The following is a 12,530-nucleotide window of genomic DNA, read 5'->3' as shown; positions in this document are numbered from 1 at the left end:
TCGAGCCAACTCATCCACTGTCCGATCGGCTACAGCGCTTCCTTGTACGCCTCGAGCGTCTCCTCGACGTCATCCTCGGTATGGCCGTAACTGACGAACTGGCACTCGAACTGGTTCTGCGAGAGGAAGACGTTCTGCTCTTTCATCTTCCCCCAGAAGATGCGCCGCCAGCGTTCGGTCTCGGCATTCTTCACGTCGGCAGCGTTCTTCGGTGAGTAGTCATAGCGGGGACAGGTCGGGTCCTGTTGGCAGCCGGCTTTGCACTGCTCCTCGAGCGAGTTCGGGCCCGGCCCTTCCCGCGTGAAGATCACTTTGAACATGCTGTCGGTGCCGGTAACGGTGTAGCTGGGTGCCTGATCGGCGACGATGTCGGTTAGCCCGCTTCGGAGCCGATCGCCCAGCCCGTTGACGTGGTCATAGACGTCGTTTTCCGCGGCGAATTTCAGGGTCTCGAGGCCGGCGGCCATTGTGACGGGGTGGCCGGAGAAGGTGCCGGCCTGGAAGACATCGCCGGTCGGCGCAAAGTGCTCGATGATTTCGGCACGACCGCCGATTGCGCCGACGGGGAAGCCGCCACCGATGATCTTGCCGAACGTGGTCAGGTCCGGCGTGACGCCGAACTCGCTCTGGGCGCAGCCGAGGCCGCCGACGCGGAAGCCGGTGATCACTTCGTCGAAAATCAGCAGCGAGCCGTGCTCGTCGGTGATCTCCCGGAGGAACTCGTGGTAGCCCTCTTCGGGGTAGACGATGCCGTAGTTTCCCAGAATGGGTTCGGTGAGGACGGCCGCGATGTCGTCCCCGTGTTCCTCGAAGACCTCTCGTATGGCGTCCTCGTCGTTGAACGGGACGGGGAGCGTGTGCTCGGAGAACGACTGCGGAATTCCCGCGGAGGACGGTCTCGGATCGTCGGCGTCGCCCTCGACCAGTGTCGACTCCTGGGCACCGTGGTAGCCGCCCTGCATGACGACGATCTTGTTTCGGCCAGTGTACCCCCGCGCGAGTCGCACGGCGGAGGTGGTGGCTTCGGTCCCGGAGTTGACGAAGCGGATCTTCTCAACACTGGGGACATGGCGGACGACGAACTCCGCGAGGTCGACCTCGACCGGCGTGGGCGTCCCGTACATCGGTCCCTCGCTGGCCTTCTGCTGGATGCCGGCCCGGACCGGTTCGGGCAGGTCGTGACCCAACAGCAGCGGGCCGAGTCCCATGACCCAGTCGATATAGCGGTTGCCGTCAGCGTCGATGACGTGGCCTCCCTCGCCCTTCCGGACGAAGAACGGATACGGTTCGATCGCTGCCCGGACCGCGGAGTTGACGCCGCCAGGCATCACCGACAGCGCCCGGTCATAGAGCTCACGTGAGTTGTCTTCGTTCATGCCCGGCCCTTTGCATCCGGACGGCAAAGTAGTACCGAGGTTCGGCTCCGAACCGCCGACCGAACGGCCGAACGTGTACGCGTCGGGCTCGAGTTCCGCCGGTCACCCACCGGAGTCCTGTCGCTCGAGGAGCCGTGACGGACCGCGAGAAAAGCGACGAAATCGCATCAAATCCAGTACAGCGTCACACCATCGAAACCACGGGGGACTGCACTGGGTGTCGGCCGCGGGCCGGTCGGGCCCGGCCGACGTGACGCCCCGTTCGGGGAGGCGTCGAGTCGCCGAAGAGCGGTTGTCAGAGGCCTCGAGAACGCGGGTCGCGTGAGTCACCTCACGTCGCGGTCCGTCGGCGGGCGGACTGCGATCGGTCGACCGCGTGTCCCGAGCTTAGACGGCGTCAGGGCCGGTCTTGCCGGTCCGGATCTGTGTCGCGCCCTCGACGGGCATGACGAAGATCTTGCCGTCGCCGGGCTCGCCGGTTTCGGCGCCCTCGCGGATGGCATCGACGACCTCCTGGGCCGGGATGTCCGCGACGACACATTCGATCTTCACCTTCTGGTGGAGATCGACCGTGTACTCCTCGCCGCGCCACTGCCCCTTCTTCGCGGGCTGGGAGCCGCGGCCGGAGACGTTGGTGACGGTCAGCGATGGCGCGCCGGCTTCGGCGAGCGACTGCTTGATCGCGCCGAGACGGTCGGGGCGGACAATCGCCATGACCATCTTGATCTGGCCGTCGTTCGGCTCGCCGCCGTCGGAACGGAGTTCCGACGAGGATCGCGATTCATCGAATCGCTCACCGCCGTCGGCGCGGATGACCTCGTCGCCCCCGTCGGTGGCGACATCGGGCTGGCCGAACTCGGGGTAGGTGTCGACGCCGTGTTCGGAGACGTCGAGTCCGTCGCGCTCGTGTTCCGGCGAGACGCGGGCCTGTCCGGCGGCTTTGAACGCGTACCAGATGACGGCGGTCGCGACGACCGTCCAGACGGTGATAACGGCGACGCCGATGAGCTGGGTGATGAAGGCGTTCGCGATGTTATCGACGACGCCGGGCGCGGCCACGAAGGGGAACAACAGCGTTCCGAGGACCCCGGCCGAGCCGTGGACGGGGAACACCGCACACACGTCGTCGATCTTCAGGTACTGCTCGACGAACTCGAAGACGATTGGCAGCTGTGCGCCGGCGAGGCCGCCGACGACGAACGCTCCCCACCACGCGGTCGTTTCGGGAATCGCGGTGATGCCAACCAGGCCGGCCAGCAGGCCGTTCGCGACGTATAGCGTGTCAACCTTGCCGGTCTTGAGCCACGCGATGAGTCCGGCCCCCATCGCACCGCAGGCCATCGAGACCGTCGTGGTCATGGCGACGCGACCGAGCTGGTCGCCGAGGAACGCGCCCTCGCCGATGATCGCCGAGGTACCGACGTTGAAGCCGTACCAGCCGAAGGCGAGGATCAGCGTTCCGAGCACGGCAAAGGTCAGCGAGTGACCGGGGATAACGTTCGCGGTCCCGTCGCTGTTGTACCGGTCCATGCGCGGACCGAGGACCCACGCTGCTGTGAGGCCGGCGATGCCGCCCATTCCGTGGACGATCATCCCGCCCGCGAAGTCCTGGAACAGGACGTCACTGTATGCGATATGTTCGCCGGCCCACGTCAGCCCGGTGACGACCGGGTAGATGACCGCGGCCAGCAGGAACGTGTAGGTGACGTACGCACGGAGCTTCGCCCGACCGGCGACGGCTCCGGAAACGATGGTCGCCGCAGTCATGGCGAAGACCGCACCGTAGAGCCAGTCCATCCAGCCTGTCGCGTCACCTTGGAAGCCGGGCGCGAAGCCGTTGCCGGCGACGACGCTTTCAACGCCAGCCCCGATGAGGAAGAATACCGTCACACCGACCGACCAGGTCAGCAAGTTCTTCGTCAGCTGGTTCGCGACGTTCTTTGAGCGGACCTGCCCCGCCTCGAGCATGGCGAAGCCGGCGTGCATAAAGAAGATCAGGAACGTGGCGATCAGGATCCACGTATAGTTGATCGACTCGATCAGCATCTCGGTGTCGGCCTGTAGGAGCGTCGGCTCCATCAGCCACCCACCTCGAGTTCCCATCCACCGTTGCTCCCATCGTCCGTACAATCGTCTTCTTCTAGTGCACTCTCGTTCATGTTCGTCCTCCTAATCACGTTCGAGTCCGTTGTACTTGTATTATTTAAGGGTTAGCCTTTACAAACACACAAAATTGCGGGCATAATAGGGCCATCCGTTCAAAGCTAAATCAGATATAATGTGTATAAGGGTATCAGAAATCACGTCTTTTTCGAGCAACGGTTATATTCTACGCGTTTGTCAACCCCTACTGAACGACGGACCCGTTCGGAATCGAGATAGTTACCGCGATAGTGGCCCCTGTACGGGGCCTATCGGCCCATCTTTGCTCGCGCGCGGCAGATATTGCCGGCCTGCCACTCGGGGGCGAACTGATATTGACATTCGTCTAATCGCCTGTCCAAAGCGAGAGAAAGTGGTCGATTTGGACCGAGTCGATTGCCTGACGAAACGATCTCGAACGCCGTCGATTCTACAGTTGCTCCGCGACGTCTTCGGCGAAGTAGGTTAGAATTAGGTCCGCGCCCGCACGTTTGATCGACAGCAGCGATTCCGTGGCGACCGCCTCGAGATCAAGCCATCCCTTCTCGGCGGCGGCGTGGAGCATGGCGTACTCGCCGGAGACGTTGTAGGCAGCGACGGGATGGTCGAACTCGCGGCGGACGTTGGCGATGATGTCGAGATACGGGAGCGCGGGTTTGATCATCATCACGTCCGCGCCCTGCTCGGCGTCGAGGCGAACCTCCCGCATGGCTTCGCGCGAATTTGCGGGATCCATCTGGTAATGACGCCGGTTGCCGAACGATGGCGCGCCGTCAGCGGCGTCCCGGAAGGGGCCGTAGAACGCGCTTTCGTACTTCGCTGCGTAGCTCATGATCGGGACGTGTTCGAACCCCTCTTGATCGAGCGCCTCGCGGATGACCTCGACCATGCCGTCCATCATCCCGCTTGGCGCGACCATGTCCGCTCCCGCACGGGCGTGTGAGGTGACAATCCGCTCGAGGGCTGCGAGCGTGGCGTCGTTGTCGACGGTCATCGTCGGCTCGCAGGCGGGGCCGTCCGCCTCGACGACGTCCTCGCTCCGGAGTTCCTCCTCAAGCGGCCCGCAGTGGCCGTGATCGGTGTACTCGCAGAGACAGACGTCGGTGATGACGTAGGCGTCCGTCTCGCTCGTGATCCGGCGGAGCGCCTCCTGAATGACGCCGTCTTCGGCCCAGGCTCGGCGTCCCTCGGGATCCTTCGACTCCGGAATGCCAAAGAGCATGATCGCCTCGACGCCCGTCTCGAGGACTTCCTCGACACGGGCAACGATTCCGTCGATTGGCACTCGGTCGTGGCCGGGCATCGACTCGATCGGAATTCGTTCGTCGGTCGTTGCGTCGACGAACACCGGCGCGATGAGGTCCGCTGACTCGAGGCTCGTCTCGCTGACGAGGCCGCGAACGCGGTCCTGTCGGAGCCGCCGGGGGCGATGGGTGAGATCCATACCCGTGTATTCGCCGGGAGTCGCAAAAGCGCCTCGCTCGCGGATCGCAGTATCGAGCCGTTGATCCGGCTGTTCGAGCCTGTCACTTCGGCTCTTCAGTGCTCGAGCCGCGCCCGGTTCCCGGCTGTTACCTCGTCACACCTTCGCTTTCGATCGGAGCGGCGGCTGCCGGTAGCAGTGTCCTCATCTGTTGGAGTCGATGACTGTCGAGTGGACTTTCGTCCCGATCACCGAGCAACGATGCTGACAATGGAACTCGACTAATGCGCTGGCGATACGAGGAGACGGTGCTGACGATGTGTACGCTCGCCTTTCTGGCGACGATGGCCGGCAGGCTGGTGATCAGCCCGGTCGTGCCGCGAATTACAGCCGAGTTCGGCGTCTCGAACTCGGTGATCGGGCTCGCGCTGACGGGGATGTGGATGGCATATTTCCTTTCGCAGTTCCCCAGCGGCGTCTTCGCCGACAGGTACGGCGAGCGCCGCGTGATTCTGGTCGCCGTGGGCGGGACAGCCGTCGCGAGTGCCTTCCTCGCGATCGCGCCGCTATTCCCCGTCTTCGTGGTTGGGACCATCGCGCTCGGGGCCGTCGCGGGCCTCCACTACAGCGTCGCGACGTCGCTGCTGACCCGAACGTATGACGAGATCGGGGTCGCGATCGGTGTCCACAACAGCGGCGGTCCGATCGCGGGGCTCGTCGCGCCGCCCGTCGCCGCCTTGGTCGCCGTCCGGTACGGCTGGCGGGCCGCCATCGCCGTCGGGACCGTCGTCGCCGTCCCACTATTCGTGCTGTTCGCCTGGTCGGTTCGGCCGACCGAACCCCAGCGGCCCAATCAGCCGATGGCCGAGCGCTTCGAACTCGAGCCGCTGGTTGAACTACTCTCGCGGCCGAAAATCGCCTTCACGTCCGCTATTGCGGTTCTGGGAGACTTCGTCTGGCAGGCGACGTCCTCGTTCCTGCCGGCCTTCCTCGTCGCCTACCGCGGCCAGCCCGAGACGACGGCGAGTCTCGTCTTCGGGGGCTACTTCGTCGTCCAGGGGATCACGCAGGTCGGCGTCGGCGCGGCCTCCGATCGCTACGGTCGCGAGGTCACGACTGCGGCCTGTATGGCATTTTCCGTCGCCGGCTTCGTACTGTTCATTGCCGTTCCAGGAATCGCCGCCGTCGTGGCCGGCGTCGTGCTCCTCGGGATCGGTCTCGGCTGGGGTGCGGCGCTCCTGCCGCGGTTCATGGACGAACTTTCCGCCGCTGAACGCAGCGCCGGATTCGGGCTCGTTCGCACCGTCTATGGCTTCGTCGGTGCGCTGGGTTCGGTCGTCACCGGGCTCTTAGCGGATCACTTCGGCTGGGGCGTCTCCTTTGGCTTCCTCGCCGCATTGCTCGTCATCGTCTTCGTTGCACTGGTTGTCAACCGGGCGTTCTCGCTCGGCTACTGACTCGAACCCCCGCTCTCTCTTCTCGCGAGGCGATACCCGATGGCCGATCCGGCCGTTGTCACAACCGGAGTACACGGCCGTGGACTCCTCGGAAACTCACGGTCTGCTTATATATCGAACGAGAGAAAAATGTCCATGGAAGCGCAATCACGACAGAAGGGTGCGGCACGGTGTACGGACTGTGGCAGAGCGCTGGCAGTCTGGGTCATGGGGAACGAGGTTCGTCCGATCGGAAGCACCGACGGCTGTCCCTGTGGCGGGACCTCCTTTCGGGTCTTCTCCTAGTCAGCATATAACGGCGTGGCGCGAGAAAGCCGCGTTCTTTCCCAATTTCGGCGTGTGGATCAACCGTGTCAGACGCTGAGGAAGCAGTCAAAACCCTCGAAGAACTGGGCCTAACCGAGTACGAGGCTCGGTGTTTCGTGGCGCTCGTCCGCATCTCGAAGGGGACCGCCAAGGAGATCAGTCAGGTCGCGGATATCCCCCGATCACGGGTGTACGACACGATCGAGCGACTCGACCGAAAGGGACTCGTCAGCGTCCAGCAGACCGAACCTCGCCAGTACAAGGCCGTCCCGGTCGACACGGCGTGTCGGCGAATCCGCGAAGACTACGACTCGCGGATCAACGCCGCCGAGAACGCCCTCGGCCAGCTCGAGGAGCCCGAATCGATGGACGACGAGGGAATGTGGGCGATCACGCAGAAGGAACACGTCACCGAACGCGTCGCCCTCTTCCTCGAGGAAGCCGAGGATACCGTCCATTACCTCGTCCCGGCGATCGAGGTCGCCGAGCAGCGGATTCTTGACGGCCTCCAGTCAGCCGCCGACCGCGGCGTCAGGGTGTACGTCGAAGTCCCCACCGAGGACGCCCACGAGATGTTCACGGAGGCGGCTCCGGACGCGGATATCGTCGTCGCGCCCGACCTTGAGACGACCAACAACGTCCAGCAAGAGTGGCCAGCGCAGTTGCTCATGGCCGACCAGGAAGCGATCGTCGCGGCCGGGATCAAGGAGAGCGATCTCCCCAACGTGGTTAACGAGATGGCGGTCTGGACCTATGGCCGCGACCACGGCTTCGCCGTCTGGACCCGCGAACTGCTTGACGACCGCCTCGAGGACCGTGATGAGGTGCCCGACTCGATGGACGAGTGAAACGACCGCACAGGACATGCGGCTGACTGGATTCGACATCGTTCAGGGCAGCAGACCCCGAATCGAGAGAAACAGGCCGATGAGATCACAGCCGATCCCGACGCCTCGGGTCGCTCGGCGACGGTCACGACGCTCGTCCCTCGGTAGCCGACTCGAGTCGTTCGTCTACACGCCCTGTGGCGAACTCACTACCATTTTCTGGCGATCTCGTTCGATATCAGTTGTAGCGAGTACGCACTTTTAAGTGCGCGTCTCTCATTTAATCTGCTAGCAATGGCCATAGACCCACAGTTCCACGAGAACCGCGATCAGGTCGACGAACACGAGGGACACTCGGTCTGGGGTCCCGTCGACGAACCCGAAGAACTCGGCATCCACGGCACGCACGTCGCCGTCGACTTCGACATCTGCATCGCCGACGGTGCCTGCGTTGAGGACTGTCCGGTCGACGTCTTCGAGTGGATCGACACGCCGGACCACCCCGAGAGCGAAGAGAAGGCCGATCCCGCGAACGAAGCGCAGTGTATCGATTGCATGCTCTGTGTCGACGTCTGTCCGGTCGACGCCATCGACGTCGACGCCGGACGAACGGCCTGAAAAGACGCGGCTAGCCTTATTCAGCGCGATCGACGTCGACTTTCTCCTTCAGGCTCTCGAGCCCGTCAGCTTCGGCGAGCTCCTGTAATCGCTCGCGGAAGTGTTCCTCGCAGAGGCCCACTTTGAGTCCATCGGACTCAGCTGCGAAGGCGGCCTCGTGGTCACAATAGTGGCAGTTCATATCCGCCCGTTAGCACCACGATGCATTGAACCCTCCGCTAGCGGCCAGCATTTGGATCAGTTACCTGTCAGCTCGAGTCGCTCGTAGGCCCGCCGAGAGAGCCCGTCGATGCCGAGGCGTTCGTCATGGGCGTCGCTGCCGCCGGTCACGAGCAGGTCGTGGCGCTCGATCGCTCGTTCGACGGGCTCGCGGTCGACGTCGCGGCCGTAAGGATACTGGAGTTCGACGGCGTCAAGGTCGGCCGCCAGCGCGAGCGCGCGCTCCGGATCGCGGTATCGAAGCGGATGTGCGAGCGAAACGAGCCGGCACGATTCGGCCAGTGCCGCTCGTCCCGTCTCGAATGACGGCACGTCTCGGGGCACGTAACACGGACAATCGGAGCCGATGACGTGGTCAAACGCGCCCTGATAATCGTACTCAGTCTCGGGATGGGCCTCGATCGCTCGCGCGATGTGTGGCCGCCCGAACCCGCCGTCGATGGTCACATCGAGGTCGATCCCCAGTCGCGACTCCACGCAGTCGACGATCGCCTGCCCGCGCTCGATCCGGTTTTCCTGAATGTTCGCGAGAATGGCCTCGAGGGCCGTGCTCGGCTCGAGTCCGTAGCCCAGCAGGTCGATCCGCTGTCTCCCCGGCGTCTCGACCCGTAACTCGATTCCGTGGACGAGCGTCACGCCGTCGCGCTCAACGATCGGTCCGTCGAACGGCTGGACCCGATCGTGGTCCGTTACCGCGACGACCTCAACCCCGCCGCGGCGAGCGGCCTCGGGAACCGCCTCGAGCGTGAGGCTGCCGTCCGAGCGCGTCGTGTGGACGTGTAAGTCCGCATATGGCATACGATATCCGAACCGGGCCGCTCATAAAGACGTTTCTCCGAGCCCGCGTCCGGTTTTCCGTAGTCTCTAGGGTAATACTAGGTATATTAGGTCTACAGTGCTACTAGGAAACATGGATGGACAATGTTTATAATTATCTATCACAGAGGATAGGGCGTAATGCTGCTCAATGGCACCGGCGAGGTCATCGACGACCACGAGTACCCCGCGACGACCGAGGAACTGATCGAGGAGTACGGCGACCGTACCCTCGAACTCCCGAACGGTAGCGAGACGGTCGGCGATGTACTCGCCCGCCTCGAGTCCGAAACCTTCGAAAATCCGGAGGAGGCGCGCTTCGCCGTCTACTCCGCCGTCAGCGACAAGGCTGTCGGCCGCGTCGGCTACAGCGATCGCGACCCAACCCCGGTCGGCAGTCCGTACGCGCCCGACGCGGTTTCGTTCTAAGGAACGAAGTTATTTACTCTCGGGTCGGCCGGAGGCCGACCGCTCGAGCAAAAAAAAATTCGATTAAAAAAGGCCGAGCGCGCCAGAGGCGCGCTCGGTACAACTGCTTGCACTCGGTAGAGGCGAAGAGCGTACCGCCGCAGTCCGGTCAAGCACTGCACCCGCGAACGAGCGAAGCGAGTGAGCGGGCCAAGGTACCCTCGAAGTCGCGGCAACGCCGCGGCTGAATGGGTGACGCCGTGATTTTCATCAACGTTTTGCCGAGTGCGGTCGCTTCGCGACCGCACATGGTTCGAGACGCCTTCAGCGTCTCGTCATCACGAGAGAGCAAAAGGTTGGTTCTAGAACGTGTCGATGACCGGAATGCCGACCGTCTCGAAGTCGGTCATCGCGTCGAGTTTGTCGCTGACGTCCTCAAGGCCAATGGTTTCGGAGACGACCGTCTCGGGCTCGAGTTTCCCCGTCGCGACCATCCGGAAGATCTCGTCGTAGCGGGTCGGGGGCATGCCCAGCGAGCCGATGAACTCGATTTCCTGCATGACCATCGCGTCCGTCGGCAGGTGGACCATGCCCTGTTCCTCTTGCGTCGTGAGCCCGACCTGGATGTGTTGGCCGCGGGTGCCGAGGCTCAGCACGGAGTTCTGACTGGTCGTTTCGATTCCCAGCGCGTCCATCGCGATGCCAGCCCCGCCGTCGGTGATCGCCTGTACTTCACCGGGAACGTCGTCGACGTCCTCAGCGTTGACCGTCTCGACCGCCCCGAGTTCGCGAGCCTTCTCGAGTTTCTCGTCTTTCAGATCGACTGCGACGACGTTGCCACCCAGCGCGTCGGCGATGTGGACCGCCGAGAGGCCGACACCACCGCAGCCGTGGATCGCCACCCAGTCGCCTGCACCGATGTCAGCGCGATGGGCGAGCGCATGGAACGAGGTCATGAAGCGACAGCCAAGGCCGGCCATGTCGACCGAGGAGACGCCGTCGGGGAGTTTTACGAGGTTGTGATCGGCGACGGGGACGTGGAGTTGTTCGGCGAAGGCACCCTGTGCCTCCTCGATGAATCCTAGCGGCATGACGTTCTCGCAGGTATTAGAGTGACCCCGCTGACACTGCGGACAGACCCCGTCGCCGAGGTTGAACGGTACTGCGACGTGGTCGCCCTCGGCGACCCCCTCGACGTCCTCACCGACGGCGACGACCCGACCGGCTGGCTCGTGGCCCAGAATCTGGCCTGGCTGGGTCTCGAGGCCGAGCCACCCCCAGTCGCCCTGCCAGCCGTGCCAGTCGCTCCGACAGACACCGCAGGCTTCGACCTCGACGATCGCGCCGTCCGGCGTCGGATCGGGCGCGTCGACGTCTTCGATCGACAGCGGTTCGCCGTGTTCCTCGAGGACTGCTGCACGCATGGGTATGACTGTCAATGTGATGCTACAAATAGGTCACACTCCGTTGCAGTGTCTGACGGAGACGAACGAGCGGAGACGAACCGAGCAGCATCGACCGTTCTGTATCGTCCGGCTCAGTCAAGAAAGGTCATCGCGTCGCCTAATTCGATGGGCACTGCGCCCTTCTGGTAGCCTTCGACGTGGCCGTTCGGCCGGACGCGATAGACGACGGTGGGGCGGTGGCGAACGTCGGGCTGTTCGCCCCGAACCGCAGCCCAGGTGTCGTCTCGGAAACTCGAGCAGTCGACGAAGAGGACGGCACCGCCGCCGTGTTCGGCCAGTTGGCCGTTGGTCTTGGTCTCGGCGGTGTCGCGGACGGCGGCGACGGGACCGGACGCGGCGCGGTTCCCCGGCGGTTGCGGGCGCGTGACCTCGACGAGGACGTTGGTGTCGTCGTTTTCGGCCCGGAAGTCCAGCGAGTGTCCGGTCGTGACCTCGATCTCCGGGACGACGTCGTAGCCCGCGTCGGTGAGGATTTCGCGGCGATGAATTCGGCCATCGCGGCACTCATTCGGACGCGGTCGACGTGGTCGCTGGTGCCGAGTTTACCGGACATGACGTGTCGGTACTCGTCTAAGACGCCGGTCTGTAGGAAGTCCTCGAAGAAGCGGGTCGTCTCTCGGCGGCCGGCGTCAGGAAAGCCGCCGGCGTGCTCGCGGAAGAACGAGCGGGTCGAGCCCCGACCGTCTTTGGACATGAACACCGGCAGGAAGAACCACGAGAGGTGCGGATAGTCGGCGAGCCAGGGGTCTTCCTCATGCAGCGTTGCGATCAGCTCCCGCTGGGCCCACCGCGAGACGTGATAGGGGACCTCCCGCCAGCCGAACTTGTCGGTCTTCCACAGTGCGGAGGGCGTCTCCGTGTTGCCCATCCAGTAGGCGTCCGAATCAGTACGTGCGAAGAGCGCGATATCACCGTTTTGCATCTCGAAGCGGTGTGTTTGCCAATCGCCACCGCTCTTGAACCACGGCGAAACTTCCTGTGCGCCGATATTAGATTGGAGCGGCTGGAGAATATCGTGTTTGACTCGCCTGTCGCTCCAGGACTGAGGCGAGTATCGAAAGCGAAGCGGCCGTGCCACGACCCGTTCTACGCCATGGGGGTGCATATATCGTTCGTTGTCAGCCAGCGGACGAATTACTCCATCTGATCGGTGTCGTCGGTAAATCGTTCCACAGGCTGGACTACGTTTCACGCGATTGGCGGGTGTGATGGACCGTTACATTAATAGTCGCCAGCGCCCTACTGTGTTCATACTTACCATGTCAATGGGTGCCTATGACGAAGACGAACACGAGCGCCGCGAACAACAGGCCTCGAGGGTCGACGCCGATTTCGACGACGAACGGACGATCTACCACGGTAAGGTCGAGTATGACTCCGGCGACTCCGCCGAGGAGCTCTTAGACAAGTTCGAACAGATCAAGTCGGACTAGCGACGACCGACTCGCGTTCTCCTCCTCCCTGCCGGTGGT

Annotated in this window: 12 protein-coding genes and 1 pseudogene; 6 read left to right on the top strand and 7 right to left on the bottom strand. The window is 63.5% G+C overall.

Going from position 1 to position 12,530, the window contains the following annotated elements; translation table 11 throughout:
* Positions 1 to 29 precede the first annotated feature (29 nt).
* The 3 genes from K6I40_RS18675 to hemB all read right to left on the bottom strand — a co-directional run bounded on the left by K6I40_RS18675 (position 30) and on the right by hemB (position 4,962).
* Positions 30 to 1,376, bottom strand: a complete 1,347-nt coding sequence (locus K6I40_RS18675; protein ID WP_222915321.1) for a glutamate-1-semialdehyde 2,1-aminomutase — start codon at positions 1,374 to 1,376, stop codon at positions 30 to 32.
* Positions 1,377 to 1,763: 387 nt separating this feature from the next.
* On the bottom strand, positions 1,764 to 3,455 hold the full coding sequence (locus K6I40_RS18670) for an ammonium transporter (RefSeq protein ID WP_222915319.1): 1,692 nt from the start codon (positions 3,453 to 3,455) through the stop codon (positions 1,764 to 1,766).
* A 493-nt stretch (positions 3,456 to 3,948) separates the two neighbouring features.
* Positions 3,949 to 4,962, bottom strand: a complete 1,014-nt coding sequence (gene hemB, locus K6I40_RS18665; protein ID WP_222915317.1) for a porphobilinogen synthase — start codon at positions 4,960 to 4,962, stop codon at positions 3,949 to 3,951.
* Between the two features lie 263 nt (positions 4,963 to 5,225).
* Here hemB and K6I40_RS18660 point away from each other — a divergent pair, with 263 nt between their 5' ends.
* The 4 genes from K6I40_RS18660 to K6I40_RS18645 all read left to right on the top strand — a co-directional run bounded on the left by K6I40_RS18660 (position 5,226) and on the right by K6I40_RS18645 (position 8,149).
* The gene (locus tag K6I40_RS18660) at positions 5,226 to 6,398 is read left to right on the top strand and encodes an MFS transporter (RefSeq protein WP_222915316.1); all 1,173 of its coding nucleotides are present in this window, start codon (positions 5,226 to 5,228) and stop codon (positions 6,396 to 6,398) included.
* A 135-nt stretch (positions 6,399 to 6,533) separates the two neighbouring features.
* Entirely contained in the window at positions 6,534 to 6,683 is a 150-nt protein-coding gene (locus K6I40_RS18655) for a hypothetical protein (RefSeq protein WP_222915314.1), read from the top strand.
* Between the two features lie 65 nt (positions 6,684 to 6,748).
* On the top strand, positions 6,749 to 7,552 hold the full coding sequence (locus K6I40_RS18650) for a helix-turn-helix domain-containing protein (protein WP_222915312.1): 804 nt from the start codon (positions 6,749 to 6,751) through the stop codon (positions 7,550 to 7,552).
* Between the two features lie 273 nt (positions 7,553 to 7,825).
* Positions 7,826 to 8,149 (top strand): ferredoxin family protein, encoded by a 324-nt coding sequence (locus tag K6I40_RS18645; protein WP_222915309.1) that lies wholly within the window; start codon positions 7,826 to 7,828, stop codon positions 8,147 to 8,149.
* Between the two features lie 16 nt (positions 8,150 to 8,165).
* On the opposite strand, the gene K6I40_RS18640 is transcribed toward K6I40_RS18645, so the two are convergent.
* Positions 8,166 to 8,330, bottom strand: coding sequence for a DUF6757 family protein (locus K6I40_RS18640; RefSeq protein ID WP_222915307.1), 165 nt, complete (start codon positions 8,328 to 8,330; stop codon positions 8,166 to 8,168).
* Positions 8,331 to 8,386: 56 nt separating this feature from the next.
* A complete protein-coding gene (locus K6I40_RS18635) occupies positions 8,387 to 9,166 on the bottom strand; it encodes a PHP domain-containing protein (RefSeq protein WP_222915305.1) in 780 nt (259 codons plus the stop codon).
* A 159-nt stretch (positions 9,167 to 9,325) separates the two neighbouring features.
* Here K6I40_RS18635 and K6I40_RS18630 point away from each other — a divergent pair, with 159 nt between their 5' ends.
* Entirely contained in the window at positions 9,326 to 9,613 is a 288-nt protein-coding gene (locus K6I40_RS18630; protein WP_180839737.1) for a DUF2795 domain-containing protein, read from the top strand.
* 341 nt (positions 9,614 to 9,954) lie between these two features.
* On the opposite strand, the gene K6I40_RS18625 is transcribed toward K6I40_RS18630, so the two are convergent.
* Together K6I40_RS18625 and K6I40_RS18620 are read right to left on the bottom strand one after the other, a co-directional pair.
* On the bottom strand, positions 9,955 to 11,016 hold the full coding sequence (locus tag K6I40_RS18625; protein ID WP_222915303.1) for a zinc-dependent alcohol dehydrogenase family protein: 1,062 nt from the start codon (positions 11,014 to 11,016) through the stop codon (positions 9,955 to 9,957).
* Positions 11,017 to 11,129: 113 nt separating this feature from the next.
* Positions 11,130 to 12,136, bottom strand: a pseudogene (locus tag K6I40_RS18620) (DUF5784 family protein).
* Between the two features lie 181 nt (positions 12,137 to 12,317).
* On the opposite strand from K6I40_RS18620, the gene K6I40_RS18615 reads away from it, so the two are divergent.
* Complete coding sequence (locus K6I40_RS18615; protein WP_222920404.1) at positions 12,318 to 12,491, top strand: DUF5786 family protein; 174 nt, start codon at positions 12,318 to 12,320, stop codon at positions 12,489 to 12,491.
* The last annotated feature ends 39 nt before the right edge of the window (positions 12,492 to 12,530 follow it).

The sequence above is a fragment of the Natrinema sp. SYSU A 869 genome, assembly GCF_019879105.1.
In the GTDB taxonomy this organism is placed as follows: domain Archaea; phylum Halobacteriota; class Halobacteria; order Halobacteriales; family Natrialbaceae; genus Natrinema.
Note: the sequence above shows the minus strand (reverse complement) of the source record. Positions and strands in the feature narration are given on the sequence as shown.

Bases quoted from the DNA above. Each gene is read 5' to 3' on its own strand.
- K6I40_RS18675 (WP_222915321.1), bottom strand. From the start codon at position 1,376: ATGAACGAAGACAACTCACGTGAGCTCTATGACCGGGCGCTGTCGGTG.
- K6I40_RS18670 (WP_222915319.1), bottom strand. From the start codon at position 3,455: ATGGAGCCGACGCTCCTACAGGCCGACACCGAGATGCTGATCGAGTCG.
- hemB (WP_222915317.1), bottom strand. From the start codon at position 4,962: ATGGATCTCACCCATCGCCCCCGGCGGCTCCGACAGGACCGCGTTCGC.
- K6I40_RS18660 (WP_222915316.1), top strand. From the start codon at position 5,226: ATGCGCTGGCGATACGAGGAGACGGTGCTGACGATGTGTACGCTCGCC.
- K6I40_RS18655 (WP_222915314.1), top strand. From the start codon at position 6,534: ATGGAAGCGCAATCACGACAGAAGGGTGCGGCACGGTGTACGGACTGT.
- K6I40_RS18645 (WP_222915309.1), top strand. From the start codon at position 7,826: ATGGCCATAGACCCACAGTTCCACGAGAACCGCGATCAGGTCGACGAA.
- K6I40_RS18640 (WP_222915307.1), bottom strand. From the start codon at position 8,330: ATGAACTGCCACTATTGTGACCACGAGGCCGCCTTCGCAGCTGAGTCC.
- K6I40_RS18635 (WP_222915305.1), bottom strand. From the start codon at position 9,166: ATGCCATATGCGGACTTACACGTCCACACGACGCGCTCGGACGGCAGC.
- K6I40_RS18630 (WP_180839737.1), top strand. From the start codon at position 9,326: ATGCTGCTCAATGGCACCGGCGAGGTCATCGACGACCACGAGTACCCC.
- K6I40_RS18625 (WP_222915303.1), bottom strand. From the start codon at position 11,016: ATGCGTGCAGCAGTCCTCGAGGAACACGGCGAACCGCTGTCGATCGAA.
- K6I40_RS18615 (WP_222920404.1), top strand. From the start codon at position 12,318: ATGTCAATGGGTGCCTATGACGAAGACGAACACGAGCGCCGCGAACAA.